The organism is Nonomuraea sp. NPDC003754 (assembly GCF_053605785.1).
Genome location: NZ_JBSGJX010000003.1, coordinates 190,608 through 205,840 on the forward strand (window position 1 = coordinate 190,608; position 15,233 = coordinate 205,840).

13 protein-coding genes are annotated in these 15,233 nt (G+C 73.5%); 7 read left to right on the plus strand and 6 right to left on the minus strand.

What is annotated here, in order from left to right; translation table 11 throughout:
- Positions 1 to 40: 40 nt before the first annotated feature.
- Complete coding sequence (locus ACWEVS_RS05345; RefSeq protein ID WP_452550058.1) at positions 41 to 1,150, minus strand: amidohydrolase family protein; 1,110 nt, start codon at positions 1,148 to 1,150, stop codon at positions 41 to 43.
- Between the two features lie 343 nt (positions 1,151 to 1,493).
- On the opposite strand from ACWEVS_RS05345, the gene ACWEVS_RS05350 reads away from it, so the two are divergent.
- Together ACWEVS_RS05350 and ACWEVS_RS05355 are read left to right on the plus strand one after the other, a co-directional pair.
- Positions 1,494 to 2,465 (plus strand): DUF4331 family protein, encoded by a 972-nt coding sequence (locus tag ACWEVS_RS05350; protein WP_452550060.1) that lies wholly within the window; start codon positions 1,494 to 1,496, stop codon positions 2,463 to 2,465.
- Entirely contained in the window at positions 2,465 to 2,971 is a 507-nt protein-coding gene (locus ACWEVS_RS05355; RefSeq protein ID WP_452413090.1) for a potassium channel family protein, read from the plus strand. The genes ACWEVS_RS05350 and ACWEVS_RS05355 overlap by 1 nt, the downstream gene beginning before the upstream one ends.
- A 54-nt stretch (positions 2,972 to 3,025) precedes the next feature.
- On the opposite strand, the gene ACWEVS_RS05360 is transcribed toward ACWEVS_RS05355, so the two are convergent.
- Positions 3,026 to 3,469: an ArsR/SmtB family transcription factor gene (locus tag ACWEVS_RS05360; protein ID WP_452550062.1), complete on the minus strand. Its 444-nt coding sequence runs from the start codon at positions 3,467 to 3,469 to the stop codon at positions 3,026 to 3,028.
- A 10-nt stretch (positions 3,470 to 3,479) separates the two neighbouring features.
- Between ACWEVS_RS05360 and ACWEVS_RS05365 the strand changes: the two genes are divergently transcribed.
- Positions 3,480 to 3,857: a VOC family protein gene (locus ACWEVS_RS05365; protein WP_452550063.1), complete on the plus strand. Its 378-nt coding sequence runs from the start codon at positions 3,480 to 3,482 to the stop codon at positions 3,855 to 3,857.
- Between the two features lie 17 nt (positions 3,858 to 3,874).
- On the opposite strand, the gene ACWEVS_RS05370 is transcribed toward ACWEVS_RS05365, so the two are convergent.
- The 3 genes from ACWEVS_RS05370 to ACWEVS_RS05380 are packed head-to-tail and all read right to left on the minus strand — an operon-like array spanning position 3,875 to position 9,853.
- Positions 3,875 to 6,190, minus strand: coding sequence for a polysaccharide lyase 8 family protein (locus ACWEVS_RS05370; protein WP_452550064.1), 2,316 nt, complete (start codon positions 6,188 to 6,190; stop codon positions 3,875 to 3,877).
- A gap of 21 nt (positions 6,191 to 6,211) precedes the next feature.
- On the minus strand, positions 6,212 to 7,324 hold the full coding sequence (locus tag ACWEVS_RS05375; RefSeq protein WP_452550065.1) for an acyltransferase family protein: 1,113 nt from the start codon (positions 7,322 to 7,324) through the stop codon (positions 6,212 to 6,214).
- Positions 7,325 to 7,342: 18 nt separating this feature from the next.
- Complete coding sequence (locus ACWEVS_RS05380; RefSeq protein ID WP_452550067.1) at positions 7,343 to 9,853, minus strand: AAA family ATPase; 2,511 nt, start codon at positions 9,851 to 9,853, stop codon at positions 7,343 to 7,345.
- Between the two features lie 100 nt (positions 9,854 to 9,953).
- On the opposite strand from ACWEVS_RS05380, the gene ACWEVS_RS05385 reads away from it, so the two are divergent.
- The 3 genes from ACWEVS_RS05385 (at position 9,954) to ACWEVS_RS05395 (ending at position 12,898) form a co-directional block, all read left to right on the plus strand.
- Positions 9,954 to 10,838, plus strand: coding sequence for an ATP-binding cassette domain-containing protein (locus tag ACWEVS_RS05385; RefSeq protein WP_452550069.1), 885 nt, complete (start codon positions 9,954 to 9,956; stop codon positions 10,836 to 10,838).
- Positions 10,835 to 12,388 (plus strand): ABC transporter permease, encoded by a 1,554-nt coding sequence (locus ACWEVS_RS05390; protein WP_452550070.1) that lies wholly within the window; start codon positions 10,835 to 10,837, stop codon positions 12,386 to 12,388. The genes ACWEVS_RS05385 and ACWEVS_RS05390 overlap by 4 nt, the downstream gene beginning before the upstream one ends.
- 387 nt (positions 12,389 to 12,775) lie before the next feature.
- Entirely contained in the window at positions 12,776 to 12,898 is a 123-nt protein-coding gene (locus ACWEVS_RS05395; protein WP_452550071.1) for a hypothetical protein, read from the plus strand.
- Between the two features lie 266 nt (positions 12,899 to 13,164).
- Here ACWEVS_RS05395 and ACWEVS_RS05400 read toward each other — a convergent pair whose 3' ends face one another.
- Positions 13,165 to 14,088 carry a DUF5996 family protein gene (locus ACWEVS_RS05400; protein ID WP_449915779.1) on the minus strand — a complete coding sequence of 308 codons (924 nt, stop codon included), beginning with the start codon at positions 14,086 to 14,088 and terminating at the stop codon, positions 13,165 to 13,167.
- Between the two features lie 194 nt (positions 14,089 to 14,282).
- On the opposite strand from ACWEVS_RS05400, the gene ACWEVS_RS05405 reads away from it, so the two are divergent.
- Positions 14,283 to 15,221: a DoxX family membrane protein gene (locus tag ACWEVS_RS05405; RefSeq protein WP_452550072.1), complete on the plus strand. Its 939-nt coding sequence runs from the start codon at positions 14,283 to 14,285 to the stop codon at positions 15,219 to 15,221.
- Positions 15,222 to 15,233: the final 12 nt, after the last annotated feature.

Consider the following 15,233-nt stretch of genomic DNA (forward strand, 5'->3'; position numbering starts at 1 on the left):
CAGGAGAAGCGTGCCTTCAGGGAGCGGCCGGTGGCCGTGGTCAGCGGATGACGCGGCCGCGGTGGATGACGCGGGCGGGTGTGCGCAGGACGGCGAGATCGGCGCGCGGGTCCAGGTCGTAGGCGACCAGGTCGGCGGGGGCGTCGTGGTCGAGCACGGGAAAGCCGAGGAAGGCGCGCGCCGTCCAGGAGGCCGCGCCGAGAGCCGCGGCGGCGGGCATGGGGGCGGCCGCCAGGTGGCGCACCTCGCCGGCCACCCGCCCGTGGGGGAGTTCGGGCGTCCCGTAGCTGTCGGTCCCGGCCAGCACCGTCACGCCGGCCTCGTGCGCGGCCGACACCAGCGGCGCCAGCCGGGCGTGGGCCGCCCGGAACCACGAGCGGAACCGTTCGGAGCCTGAGGAGCGGGCGACCTGCTCGAAGGTCTCCCAGACGGTGAACGTGGGCACCAGGGCGGTCCCCTGGCGGGCCATCCGGTCCAGCAGGGCCGGGTCGAGGCCCAGACCGTGTTCGAGGCTGTCCACCGCGGCCACGACGGCGGCCTCGGCGCCCGCCGCCGTCTGCGCGTGGACGGCGACCCGGCCGCCCATGGCGTGCACCCGCCGGGTCAGCTCGGTGAGCACGCCGACGGGAAGCGGCGGCGCGTCGAGGCCCTCCTCGCCGACCACCCAGTCCGCGTAGACCTTGCACCAGCCGCCGGACGCGCGGGCCTCCTCGACCGCCGCGTCCGCCAGTTCGGGCTCGCCGACGTGCCGCGCCCATCCGTCGTGGAACGTGCCTGGCACGCCCAGCCAGCGACCGGCCGAGACGACGCGCGGCTGGTCCGGTTCCGCGCCGAACCACGCGGGGAGCCGGTCGGCCGAGCCGGGCACGCGCAGGAGCGTCACGCCGGCCGCCAGGTGCTCGCGGCCGTGCCTGCGGAGCAGCGCCGGGTCGAGCGGGTCGCCCGGACGAAGGGCGCCCGGATGCGTGTGCGCGTCCACGAGCCCCGGCAGCAGCCAGCCGCCGTCCACGACCGTGGTCGCGTCCGGCAGCGGCTCGCGCGTCAGCCTGCCGTTCGCGATCCAGAACTCGGCCCACTCCTCGGACGGCAGCGCGACGCCGCGCACGCGCAGCCGCTCCTGACGGCGGCCCGGTCGTGTGTCGTTCGCCATGCTCGGCAACCCTCGTCCGGAACGTTCCCCGGCGATGGCGGGAAAACCGCGAGAACCGCGTGGGCCTGACCGGGGCCGCCGGAGGATAACCGGGCCAGGCCAACCCCTCAAGTCCCGAAATTTCGTGGCATGACGACTACCTGCTGTACGGCACGCTGCCCGCCGCGGGCACCACCACGCTCCTGATGGCCTCGGGCGGGCGGCCGGGGCCGTCAGGCTGACACACCGAAGGCGGCGAACCTGCGATCTCACCGCGAGCCGGGTTAGCCTCGTGCTGGGCATCCGGCGTCTCCCCCGGTCAGGTGGCCCTGGCAGCACACACCACCGTGATCGGAGGCAGGTCATGTCCCACCATCTCAGCGGCCCGAACCTGCGACCGCCGTCCGGTGACGCGCGCCTCGACCTCACCGACGTGTTCGCCTTCCGGTCGCCCCGCGCTCCGGAGAGCACCGTGCTGGTCATGGACGTGAACTCGTTCTCGTTCGACCCGACCCACGGCCCGCACCTCCACCCTGACGCGGTCTACCGGCTCAACATCGACAACGACGGCGACGCCCGCGCGGACGTCGCCTTCAGCTTCGTCTTCTCCGCGCCCAGGGAAGGCCGCCAGACCGTCACCGTCTTCCACGGCACCGGCGAAGCCGCGAGGTCGTGGGAGGCGGCGGGTGACCAGGTGCTCACCGACGTCCCGGTGAGTTTCGGGCCCGAGCCGGAGATCGCGGAGACGGACTGGCTCCGGTTCTCCGCCGGGCTGCGCAGCGATCCGTTCTTCGCCGACCTGGAGGGCATCGGCAAGGGCTTCCAGTGGACCGGCGCCGACACCATGGCGGGCAGGAACGTCGTCGGCATCGTCCTGGAGGTGCCCGACCGGGTCCTGGGCGCCGAGCCGGGCATCGGCGTGTGGGCACGGGTCTGCCTGCGCCGGGACGGCGAGCTGGTCTCGGTGGACCGCGGCGCGCACCCGTCGCTGACCGCCTACTTCAACGCCGAGGAGGCCAAGGAGGGCTACAACCGGGGCGAGCCCGCCGACGACGTGGCCACCTACCTGGACGCCTGGACCGCGGCGCTCCAGCACACCGGGGGCTACACCGCCGAGGCCGCTCGCGACCGGCTGGCCACCGTCCTGCCGGACATCCTGCGTTTCGACAGGTCCGCGCCCGCCGCCTACCCCAACGGCCGCCGCCTCGACGACGACGTCACCGACGTCCGCATCGGGATGGTCACCGACGGCAGGGTCCCGGACGACGGGATCGGCCCGCATACCGACCTGCTGCCCGACTTCCCGTACCTGGGCACCCCGCATCCGCAGACGTGATGCCGCCCTATTTCTGGTCGACCCTGTGGAACGCCGCGCTGATCGTGGCGCTCTACTACCTGCTGCCGCTGGAGGAGGCCAGGTACGGCTGGGGGGCGTGGGCGCGGCTGGGCGTGTTCGTGGTCGGCGTGCTCCTGCTGGTCTGGGGTGTGGTGCTGGCGGCGCGGCGGCAGGCGGCGACGGACCGGGCATACCTTCCGGTGAGCGGCCTCATCCTGCTCACGCTCGGCGGCCTCGTGCTGTTCGCGCTGGCCGACTTCACCGTCGCGACCCGGTTGGACGGGCAGTTCGTCGGGCTGACGACCAAGACCGACGCCCTCTACTTCTCGATGACCACTTTCGCCACCGTCGGCTTCGGCGACATCCACGCCTCCGGCCAGCTCGGCAGGGGGCTCCTCCTGGTCCAGATGACGTTCAACCTGGTCGTCCTGGCGACGGCGGCGAGCCTGATGTCCCTGCGGATCAAGGAGCGGGTCGGGCAGCGGGAGCAGAGACCGCACGACTAGGTGTACTGACCGTCGCATCGATCCGGATCCGGCTTCGGGATCCTGTCGTGTGAGCTACTGGACGCGCCCTGGTCGACCGGCTGACGTGGCGCCGACGGCCGCCTCGGGTGCGGCGGCCGTGAGAATCGGCTCCAATACGCCCGGAAAGCGAGCCTCCAGGTCGTCACGACGCAGCGTCATGTAGCGGGCCTTGCCCTCGGAGCGAGTCGAGGTGATACCCGCCTCACGCAGAATGCGCCAGTGATTGGAGAGCGTGGAACGCGGGACGTTCAGGTGTTGCGGGCTGCAGGGCACCTCGCCGTCTGCGGCCATCAGGCGCACCAGGCCCAAGCGGACGGGATCGCCGAGCGCGTGTAGCACGGCGACCAGATCCATGTCTGCCGTCTTGGGCTCGGTCGGCGATCGCATCCCGCTCTCCTGATGTCGGTCTGAGTTGACATGTCCCGATCCGACCAGCATAGGATCATTTCCATATTTCGAGAAAATGGAAATGATCATGGAGTGTCGCATGGCCACCCGTACCACCTACGCCCGCATCTATGTCGACGACCTGGACACCGCTCTGCCCACCTTCGAAGCCCTCACCGCCGCCCGGCCGGGGCTGCGCTTCCCCTACGGGAACCTCGAGCTGGCGAGCATCGGCGACTACCTCCTGGTCGCAGGCACCCCAGAGGCGCTGGCGCCCTACCGCGACGTGCAGGCCACCGTCATCGTCGACAGCCTCGATGATGTCTTCGCCATCGTTGAGCGCGAGGGAGGCGACACCCTTGACGGCCCGAACGAAGTCCCCACTGGACGCAACCTGACGATCCGCCACCCCGGCGGCGCGATCATCGAATACGTCGAGTTCGACTCCGCCAAGGTCCAGACTCAATCGGCGCAGTAGAAAGTTCGGGACAGGCCCTAACCCAGCCGTACGGTGACCGTGGCCGAGCCGCCGCCGGCACCGGCCAGCGGACCCCACACGAGCGTCAGCGCCGCGCCCGTCGTGGCGGCCGACAGCAGCGGGTGCCCGCTGAGCACCCCGGCCACCGGCCGTTCCCACGTCACCGTGAGCTCGTCCAGAGCCTCCCGCGGGTCGGCCACGGTCAGCGTGGCCGTGCCGTCGTCCCTCTCCCTGACGAGGACGGCGCACGGCGCGGAGGCGGAAAGCGCTCCCGCGCCGCCCTCGGTCCAGAAGTTGACGGCGGTGACGCCGAGCGAGGGGACGGCCACGCCCTGCTGCGCCGAGGTGTTGGCCAGCACGCGCAGCCATCCCAGGTCGGCGGCGCGCGCCCGGGTCGCGGCCGCGCTCGCTCCCGGCATGAGCAGGTAGAGGTATCCGGCCGCGCGCGGGTCGACGCCGTGGTCGAGCCAGAGCGTCACGTAGCCGCGCGTCGCCGCGCCGCCCGAACGCCTCTCGCGCAGCGTGCGCAGCGGGGCGCAGGGCAGCACGTAGCCGCCGTGGCCCTCGAGGTGCGCCCAGCCCGCCACGCGGTCGACGGTCAGCGGCGCGTCGGTCCTGCGGTTGTCCACGACGGTCTCGACAGGGACGCCGTCGTCGCTCGTGATGCCGGCGCCCATGCAGACCACCGCGTCGTCGAGGAAGACCCACGACTTGACGGCCTCCATCGTGCTGTCCAGGCCGTTGAGGTGCTGGCCGACCGTGGCGTACGTGCCGTCGGTGGCGCCGCCGACCCAGCGGCCCGGCGGGCAGGTGTCGCCCCATGCGCCGCCCGCGCCGTCGGGCAGCCGCCGGGTGGAGACCGTCGTGCCGGGCAGGCGGTAGGGGTCGACGGTCTGCCAGAAGGAGTCGGAGTACTGCTCGCCATGGCCGTCGGCCCACCAGTAGAGCATGCCGGAGCCGGTGTGCCAGCCCCGCAGGTTCTCGCCGTTGCCGTGCTCGTAGTGGCCGATCCTGGCCGAGGCCATGCTGAGCCCCGCGCACCAGCCGGGCCTGCGGTGGACGGCTCGGGCGCTCTTCGGCAGCAGCCGGTGCCCGGCGGGTTCGGCGAGCGCGGGGATCGTGTCGTCGGCCATGAGTGCCGCCAGGCGGGCGTGGGCGGCCGGGTCGAGCGCGGGGCGGTGCGCGGCCCGCCGTACCCATCCCTTGACCATGCCCTGCCAGCGGATCCGCTCGGCGGCCGAGGCCGACTCGCCCAGTAGCAGGATCGCGGCGGCGATCTCGTGTCCTTTCCGGTGGTCGCCGTAGGGCCGCCTGCCGATTCCCCTGCCGCTGACCAGGTCCATGCAGAACCCGTCGTGGACGAACGGCGCGAACGACCGCTCGACCGCGTCGAAGACGTTCTGGTCGGTGAGCTGCCACGGCGTGCCGCGCAGCACCGCGAACAGCGTCGCCAGGCCGGACAGCAGCACCAGCCCGTACCCGCCCTGGTAGGGGATGGTGGCGTGCTGGATGAAGGAGCCGTCGGGGTAGATCCCGTCGCCCTCCCGCACGTACGGGAAGACGGGGGCGAGCGCCGAGACGGCCTGCGCGGCCCTGTCGCCGTCGGCGGCGAGCATGGCGCGCAGGAGCATGACCGTGCACTGGTCGACCCTGTTGGCGCCGGTGCTGGTGCCGCTGTAGTCCTCGAGCACGCATGCGGGCAGGAAGTGGTCCACGGCCTCGGCCAGCGCCCGGCTCCGCGGCTCGCCCAGGTGCGGGCCGATCAGCACGGCCGCGTCGAGGAGCCGCAGGGGGACGCCGATCTGCCAGTTCCACCAGTTGCCCGCGGGCTCGGCGCCTGCGGTGTACACCTGGCGCCGGTAGTGGTCGATGCCGGTCGCCACGGCCGCCGCCAGCGTGGGGTCGCCGGTCAGGCCGGTGCCCGTCACGGCGTACGCGCGGGCCATGGCCCGCAGCCGCGCGGGGGTCTCGTCGAACGAGGGGAAGGCCAGCCCCGGCCAGAGCGACCCGTCGTCCGGGCGCATGGTGTCCCGGTAGCCGGCCGCCGTCGCCCCGAGCACCGCCACCCTCCTCCGGTACGGCCCCGCCGCGATGGCGCCCCCTGGCTCCGCCGTGACCTCGCGCCAGCGCCGGCGCAGCGCAGGGAAGGGATCGCCGGCCCGGCCCGCCCGCGCCAAGGAATCGCCGGCCCGGCCCGCCGTCGCCGGAAAGGAATGGCCGGTCCGAGCCGCCGACGCCGGAAAGGGGTCGCCGATCCGGCCCGCCGGCACCGCCCCGGCCGCGACCGCGACGGCGCCCAGATGGAGGAACGACCGCCGGGAGAAGCCGCGCACGCCTTGATTATGCGGACTCGGTCAACCGCTCGGCACGCGGTCGGCCAGCCGCCTGGCCAGACGCTGCGCCGGCAACTCGACCAGCCGGTGCGTCGCGTACGCGAGCGGCATCAGCACGAGGACGTACGACCAGGCCGACGGCAACAACCGCAGCAGCAGCGGGTGGAGCAGGTACGTCGAGTAGCTGATCACGCCGAGATGGGTCAGGAGGCGCGGATACCGCAGCCGCCGCAGCGCGAACGCCGCCGCGAAGCACGCCCCCGCCGCCACGATGGCGGGGGCCCAGCCGGGGTCGTCCTTGGCGAAGAGCGCGCATGCCGGCACGACCGCCAGCGCCGCCGCGGCCGTGCGCGGCCGGATCTGCCCGTGCTCGGCCCGGTGGACGGCCGTGCCCGCGAACATCACCGCCAGGATGACCAGCCCCTGCCACGCCCCGATCCTGCTGCCGAGCACCACCAGCGCCAGCCCGAGCGCGCCACCCGCCACGGCCGCCGCCGTACGCGCCGCTCCCCGCCCCCACACGGTCACGGCGACGGCCGCCAGCACGGGCATCCCGAGCAGCGCGACCCACCCGCCGATCACCGGCCCGGGCAGCAGCAGCCCCAGCGGTACGGCGAGCAGCGCCAGGACCGCGGCGGCCGGAGCGGACCGGTGGGCCTGGCCGATCCTGAACAGCGCGACGGTGATCAGGTAGAACGCCATCTCGTACGACAGCGTCCACATCACCCCGATGACGGCCGGCACGCCGAGCAGTTCCTGCAGCATCGACAGGTTCCCCAGCGCGACCAGGAACGGGGGCGTGGTGGCCAGGCCCGGGTGCGGCTCGTAGGCGCCGAAGGCGGCGAGCGTGAACGCCAGCGCGACGGCCACCAGCAGCAGTGGCAGCAGCCGCAGGCACCGGCCGGTCCAGAAGGCCCGCACGTCGCCGCGGCGTTCCAGAGAGGCGGGGATGATGTAGCCGCTGACCAGGAAGAAGACGAAGACGCCCCAGGTGCCGACGTCGATCCGGCGGTCCACCTCCGCCCACAGGCCGGGGAAGTAGGTCCAGCCCGCGTGGTGCAGGACCACCGCGAGGGCCGCGGGCCCTCTGATGGCGTCGAGCCAGCCGAGGCGCGAGGGAGGGGGAGGGGACATTTGCCCGACTATAAGGGCCTATACCAGGTGCAAACTGGCCAGTTCGGTCCTGTTGGAGACGCCAAGCTTGGGGAAGGCCCGGTACAGGTGGTGGCCTACGGTCTTGGGGCTGAGGAACAGCTGGGCGCCGATCTCCTTGTTCGTCGCGCCGGTGGCGGCCAGCCTGACGATCTGGAGCTCCTGCGGGGTGAGCTCGGGGAGCGCGCCAGGCGCCGGGGGCGCGGCGACCGTCTCGCCCGCCGCGCGCAGCTCGGCCCTGCAGTGGTCGGCCCACGGCACCGCCCCCACCTGCTCGAAGACCTCCAGGGCGGACCTGAGCTGGATCCTCGCCTCGCTCTTCCTGCGTGACCTGCGCAGCCACTCGCCGTAGAGCAGCCGGCTCCTGGCCTGCTGCAGCGGCAGGTCGGGGCAGGCGACGGCCTGCTCGTAATGCGCGTGCTGCTCCTCGGGGTCGCCGGCGAGCAGGGCAAGGCAGCGGTGCCGTACGGCCAGCGCCCACGCCACACCCGAGGCCAGCGCCCAGCTCTCGAACCTGGCGAGCTCCCGCGCCGCCGGACGCCCGGCCCGCACGGCCGCCTCCACCTGGTCGGCGGCGAAGCACGCGCCGTACGGCCGGTGGGCGAGGTGGCCGAGACGCTCCAGCGCTGCCGCCCACCTGCCGGTGACCAGGTCGAGGACGGCGCGGGCGCGGTCGGCCCAGTCCCCGCGCAGCCCGGGGTCCGGCTGCTCGCCCCGCAGGGCCGCGGCGTGGGCGAGCAGCCCGCGGGCGACGGCGGCGTGCCGCCGCTGACCGGTGTCCTCCGCGATGCGCAGCGACTCGGCCGCGGTCGCCTCGGCCGTCCTGGCCAGGCCCAGCAGCGTCTCGGTCTCGGCGAGAACGGCGAGCACGCCGGGCAGCCAGCCGATCGCCCCGCGGGAGCGCATGTCGGCGGCCACCGCCTGAAGGTGGTCGCGGGCGGTGGCGTAGTCGCCCGACAGCAGGGCCAGGGAGGTGGGGGTGAGCGGGAGGCCGTCCCCGCGCTCGGGTGCCTGGTCGAGGTGCCGCCTGATCAGGTCGAGACCGGTTCCAGGGTCGCCGGCCAGCAGCTCGACGGCGCCGGTCATCAGGCTCGCGGGGCCGTCGTCCATGCGGTCCCTGACGGCGCGCAGGCCGTCGGCGTCGCCGACCGTCCAGGCCACCCGCGCCGCCTCGACCAGCAGGTCCTGGCCGGCGTCGAGGAGCAGCCGCGACGCGGTCTCCGGCGAGCCGTGCTCGAACTCGATGCGCGCGCGCAGCCGTACCAGTTCCCGTGAGGCCCCGCCGAGGCGAGCCGACTGGTCGAGGAGGGCGCGGGCGCGCTCGCCCTGGCCCGCGTCGGCGGCCAGCGCGGCGGCCGCGGTGAGCCTGCGGGCCCGTTCGGCGGTGTCGGGGGTGAGCCTGGCGGCGCGCTCGAGGGCCGTGGCGGCCTCGCCGTACCCGGAGACCTCGCGGGCGGTGCCGGCCGCGGCTTCCAGGGCGGCCGCGGCCTCCTCGTCGGGGCCGGTGGCCGCGGCGGCCAGATGCCGGGCGCGGCGCTCCCCCGTGGTGGCGCCGGCCAGCGCGCGGTGGACGGCGACGCGTTCGGCGAAGGAGGCGCTCTGGTAGGCGGCGGCGCGCACGAGCGGATGGCGGAAGGCGGCGTCGGCGACGAGGCCCGCCCGCTCGGCGGGGGCCAGCGCGCCGATGCCGAGTCCCGTCGCCTGGAGCGCCGCCGCGAGTTCGCCCTCGGCGGCCAGCGCGAGCAGCAGGGTGCGGGTGTCGGACGGCAGGGCCGACACCCGCGCCTGGTAGGCCTCCTGCAACCGGTACGGGAGCGGGAGCGGCCCGGCGGCCAGGGAGTCGACGTTCATGCCGGGCAGCTCGATGAGCGCGAGCGGGTTGCCGCCCGACTCGGCGACGACCCGGTCGCGTACGGCGGGCGGCAGCCCGGGAGCGCGCTCGGCCAGCAAGCGCAGGGCGGCGGCCCGGTCCAGGCCCGCCAGGCGCAGCTCCGCCAACCCCGCCGTCGTGAACAGGTCACGGTCCATGGTCCTGGTCGCGAAGACCAGCACGACGCCCTCGGCTTCCAACCGCCTGGCGGCGAACAGCAGCGCGTCCAGCGAAGCGTGGTCGATCCAGTGCGCGTCGTCCAGCAGGCACAGCAGCGGCCCCTGGTCGGCCAGCAACGTCAGCGTGGCCAGCCCGGTCAGGAACCGGTCCTGTCCGCCGGTCGTGGCGGCCAGCCCGAGCACGCCGCGCAGCGCGTCGGCCTGCGGCTGCGGGAGCGCGTCGAGGCCGCGCAGGAGCGGGCGCAGGATGAGGTGGAGCGCGGCGTAGGGCAGCTCCGCCTCCGTCTCGGCCCCCGCGACGCGCAGGACGGGGATCCCGGCGTCCACGGCGGCGGCGTCGAGCAGGGCCGTCTTGCCCGTTCCCGGCTCGGCGCGGACCACGAGTGCGGCGCTGCGCCCCTCCTGCGCCCCGGCGACGAGCCCGCGCAGACGTTCCAGCTCTTCCTGACGGCCATGCAGCATGCCACGCAAGATAGCGGGCGGCATGTCCGATATGCCGGTCCGCATCCTTGGGCATCTGCCCGATACCGCCGGATCGCCCGGCTTTCTAGGTTGTGGAGCCATGAACACCGCCATCAGCATCCGTGAGCTCCACAAGAGCTTCGGCAGGGCCCACGCGCTCGACGGGCTCGACCTCGAGGTGCGCACCGGCGAGGTGCACGGCTTCCTCGGCCCGAACGGCGCGGGCAAGTCCACCACGATCCGCATCCTGCTCGGCCTCATGCGGGCCGACTCCGGCACCGCCGTCCTGCTCGGCGGCGACCCGTGGAAGGAAGCCACCGAGCTGCACCGGCGGCTGGCCTACGTGCCCGGCGACGTGAACCTGTGGCCCTCGCTGACCGGCGGCGAGGTGATCGACCTGCTCGGCAGGCTGCGCGGCGGCCTCGACCCGGCCCGGCGCGCGGAGCTGATGGACCGCTTCGAACTCGACCCCCGCAAGAAGGCCAAGACGTACTCCAAGGGCAACCGGCAGAAGGTCGCGCTGGTCGCGGCGTTCGCCTCGGACGCCGACCTGCTCATCCTCGACGAGCCGACCTCGGGGCTCGACCCGCTCATGGAGGCCGTCTTCCAGCAGTGCGTGCTGGAGGAGAAGCGGCGGGGCCGGACCGTGCTGCTGTCGAGCCACATCCTGTCCGAGGTCGAGGCGCTGTGCGACCGGGTGAGCATCATCCGCGCGGGACGCACGGTCGAGTCGGGCACCCTGCCCGAGCTGCGACACCTGACCATGACCAAGATCACCGCCACGCTCTCGGGCGCGCTGCCCGACCTGCCGTGGGCGCACGGGACGGCCGTCGAGAACGGGAAGGTCACCTTCCAGGTGGACGACCAGGACCTCGACAAGGTCATGCGCCGCCTGGCCGAGGCCGGGATCACCAGCCTCGTCAGCACGCCGCCGTCCCTGGAGGACCTGTTCATGCGCCACTACGCGGACCGGAGCGCGCGATGACCACCCTGATCAGGCTGATCCTGCGCCGCGAGCGGCTGATCGCCCCGGTGTGGATGCTGCTCCTGGCCGTGCTCGCGGCGGGCCAGGCCAACCGGTACGCCACGGCCATCCCCTCGATCGGCGACTTCGCCAGGGAGATGGCGGCCAACAAGGCGCTGACCGCCTTCGCCGGCGAGGTCTACTCCCCGACCGTGGCGGGGATGGCGGTGTGGAAGAACGCCGACGCGATCTACACCGTCATCGCCCTGATCGCGATCCTCATGGTGGTCAGGCACACCCGCGCCGAAGAGGAGTCGGGCCGCGCCGAGCTGGTGGGCGCCGGAGTCGTCGGCAGGCTCGCGCCGCTGACGGCCGCGCTGACGGTCACCGCCGCCGCCGTGGCGCTCGCGGGCCTGCTGGCCGGGCTCTCGATGGCCGCGATGGGCTTCGACCTCGCCGGATCGCTGGCCTTCGGCGCCGCGATCACCACCATGGGCCTGGTCTTCACCGGCGTCGGCGCGCTGGCCGCCCAGCTCACCGTCGGCGCCCGCACCGCCGTCGGCCTGGCCGCCTTGGCGCTCGGCGTCAGCTACCTGCTGCGCTTCGTCGCCGACGGCAGCGGCCTGACGGCGCTCAAATGGCTCTCGCCGCAGGGATGGAGTCACCTGGTCAAGCCGTACGGGGACGACAACTGGGCCGCCCTGCTCCCCGGACTGGCGCTCACCGCCGTGACCGTCGCCGCCGCCTACCGGCTGGCCGGGCGCCGCGACGTGGGCCACGGCGTCATCCCCGAGCGGCCCGGCCCCGCGGGGTCCACCACGCTGCGCGGCCCGCTGGCGCTGGCATGGCGGCTGCAGCGGGGCCTGCTGGCCGGATGGACCGTCGGGTACGCGATCGCCGGCCTCGCGCTGGGCGCGCTGGCCCTGTCGATCCCCGAGGTGTCGCGTCAGGGCGCCGCCGTCCAGGAGTTCCTCGCCCGCTACACCGCGGGTGACGGGGTCAGCATGACCGACGCCTACCTGTGGCTGATCGCGCTCAGCCTCGGCTACGTCGCCGCCCTCCACCCACTGCTCGCCCTGCTGCGGCTGCGCGGCGAGGAGGCGGCGGGACGCGCCGAACTGCTGCTGGCCACCCCCGTCGGGCGGCTCCGCTGGGCGGGCAGCCACCTGGTCTTCGCCCTCGGCGGCAGCGTCGTGATCCTCACGGCGGCCGGACTCGGAATCGGCCTCGCGACCGGCGACCCGCTGGGCGTCCTGCCCGGCACGCTGGTGCAGGTACCGGCCGTGTGGGTGCCGGCAGGCGTGGGCGTACTCGCCTTCGGGCTGCTGCCCAGGGCGGCGGCCGGCTTCAGCTGGGCGACCTTCCTGTTCGTCAACCTCTTCGGCGAGGTGCTCGGCCCGATCATGGGGATCGACTACTGGATCGCCAAGTACGTCGTGCCGTTCCCCAACCTGCCGATGGTGCTGTCCGGCGAGGAGTTCACGCCCGGCCCGGTGGCGGTGATGCTGGCGCTCACCCTGGCGCTCGTCGCAGGCGGCCTGGCCGCGCTCAGGCGCAGAGCGCTCCTCTGAGGCACAGCGTCGCGCTCCGCTGAAGCGCAGGACGCTCCGGGGGCGCTCCGCTGAAGCGCCAGGACGCTCCCGGGGCGCTCCGGAGCGGCGCGGCCTCCACGCCACGCGACGCCGGCGCCATCCGGCCACGGATCCGCCCGGCCGCTGCGCGCCCGATGGGGCCGCCCGGCCACTGCGCCTCGCGACACCCCTGGCCCCGCCGTCCCCACGGCGGGGCCGGTCGCATGCCCGCCGGGATTCCACAACCGGCCCGCCGGACGGATCGACCGGGCCAAGCGGACCGGCCAGCTCGGGCAGACCGGCCAGGAGACCGGCCAGGTCAGGTCGGACCGGCCAGGTCGCCGGGCGGATAGACGGATCGGATGGGTCGCCGGGCGAACCGGCCGCGTGGCCAAGCGGATCGAGCTGACCGGACAGGCCGCAGGACGGACCGGCGACATGGCCAGGCGGACCGGACGGATCGACCTGACCGGGCGGATCGGACAGGCACCGAGCAGGTCGGCCGCCTGACCAGGCGGATCAGACAGACCGGACAAGCCGCAGGACGGACCGGCCGCATGGCCAGGCGGACCCGGCGGATCGACCTGACCGGGCGGAGCGAGGCCGCCGAGCGGGTCAGACGGACCCGACGGGTCGGCGGGCAGACCGGCCACATCGCCAAGCGGACCGGGCGGATCGACCTGACCGGACGGGTCGTTGAGCGGGGCGGGCGGGTTGCGGAGGGCGCGGGCCGGGTCAGCGGTGCGGGCGGTGGAGGGGAGGCGGGGCCGTCCTGGTCACGTCGCCTCCAGGTAGGGGTCGGTGACGCCCTCGACGCTGGCGAGCCTGGCGGCGTCGCAGCCGGTCAGCTTGGCGCCCGCCTGGTAGGCGCTGCCGAGGAACCCCAGGACCGTGGCGACCGGGTCGTCGCCGCGCCTGGCGTCGTCGTACTTGAGCACGGCCAGATGGCTGCCCCTCGAGGGGATCCACGCCGCCTGGTCGGGCCACAGCGGCTGCTCGGACAGGCCCTGCGGCTCCGGAGCGGTGTAGGAGTAGAACGCGGGCCACGGCCGTTCCTCGTCGCCGAACCAGAAGCCCGCGCTGATCACCTCCCAGCTGTACGCCTCCCTGGTGACGGGGTCGGCCTCGGGCGCGGCCCCTACGGCCCTGCCGGTGAAGCGTGTGACGGCGATGTCGAAGGTGTGCCAGAAGTGGTGGACCGGGCTCGTCTTGCCGCAGAAGTCGGCGGCGAAGCGCTCCAGCACCTGCGCGACCTGGCCCAGGACGATCCAGTACCGGTTGACGAGTGCGGGGTCGTAGGCGGCGTGCCTGGTGTCCAGGGCGAAGGGGGTGCTGTCCGCCATGTCGTACGGCACCGCCTGGATCTCCACGTCGATCCCCAACTCGTCGAGGATCTCGAAGAGCCGGGCGTAGAAACCGGCGACCGACTGGCCGATCAGCGAGAACTGGGCGCTGCGCCCGTCGGCCTTGTCGACGATCAGGCGGTGCCCGACCAGGTCGAAGTCGATGGAGAACGGGTCGGGCAGCCCCATCGGCCTGGTGGTGAGGCCTCGTCCGGTCAGGTGGAAGGGCACGTTCCACCAGTGGTTGCGGCGCGGGCTCGCGGCCAGCCGTATCTTTCCGACGATCTGCGCGAACCTGTGGAAGGTGTCCTTGGTTTCGAGCCACTCCTCGTACGGCATGGCAGGAAAGAGCTCCATTGGCTCGTGCCCCCCTGAAAACGCGACGCCAGATGTATGTGCCCGGAGAGTAAACCGACACAACGCCCAGTGAGGCGAATTTCCGGTCAGTCCTCGTTCAGCACCTCTCCTGGTCGGTCAAACCTCTCCTCACAAATTACGACATTCACTACTTTCACCACACAGGAGGGAACAAAGAGGGCGGAGGGATCATCATGGTCAAGAGAATCGGCAGCGACATCGCACTGCTGGCCGCACGTGTGATGGTCGGCATCATCTTCATCGCTCACGGCCTGCAGAAGTGGCATGCGGGAATGGACGCCACCACGGCCGCCTTCGCCCACCTCGGCGTGCCGAGCCCCCAGCTGGCCGCCTATTTCGCCACCGCTGCCGAGATCATCGGCGGCGCGATGCTCATCACCGGGTTCGGGGTGCGGATCGCGGCGTTCACCCTGCTGGTGGACATGGCCGGAGCCGGGATCTTCGTCGAGTCGCGCGGCGGCATCTTCACCAGCACGCCGGGCTGGGAACTCGTCGTGGCACTGGCGGCCGTCTGCCTGGCACTGCTGGCCTTCGGCGGCGGCCGTCTCGGCGCCGACGGCCTGCTCGCCCGCTGGACCGCCACGCGCGACGAGCGCATCGACAGCGAGGACGCGCCCCCGAGACCACCGGTGCCGACGGGCGCGGTCATCATCTCGCGCGCCTCCGACGATCCCTCCGACGCCCGCCCCTTCACCGAGGACCGGCCGACCACGCGCCACTCGCCGTACACGCCGTACTCTCCGTACTCCGCCGCCCGCTCGGCACGCGCGGACGGCCCCGACCCCGCCCATGCGGTACCCGCGGGACCCGTCACCCCGGAGACCGGCGCCACGAAGACCGCTGTCCCGGAGACCGGCGCCACGAAGAGCGGTGGCGCGGAAACCCGGGCCGCGAAGAGCGGTGGCGCGGAGACCGGCGCCATGGAGAGCGGTGGTGCGGAAACCGGTGCCGCGAGCGAGGCGGCGGGCAGCCACGCGGTGCCACCGCAGGCCGGCGCGTCCCAGGCCCCGGCGGAGGCCGGGGAGGTGGAGCAGTTGCGTTCCGAGGTCGGCCGGCTCCAGCAGGAACTGGCCGCGACCAAGCGCAGGCCAGGCTCCGGCAAGCAACCCTGAGCCCGCCCCGCC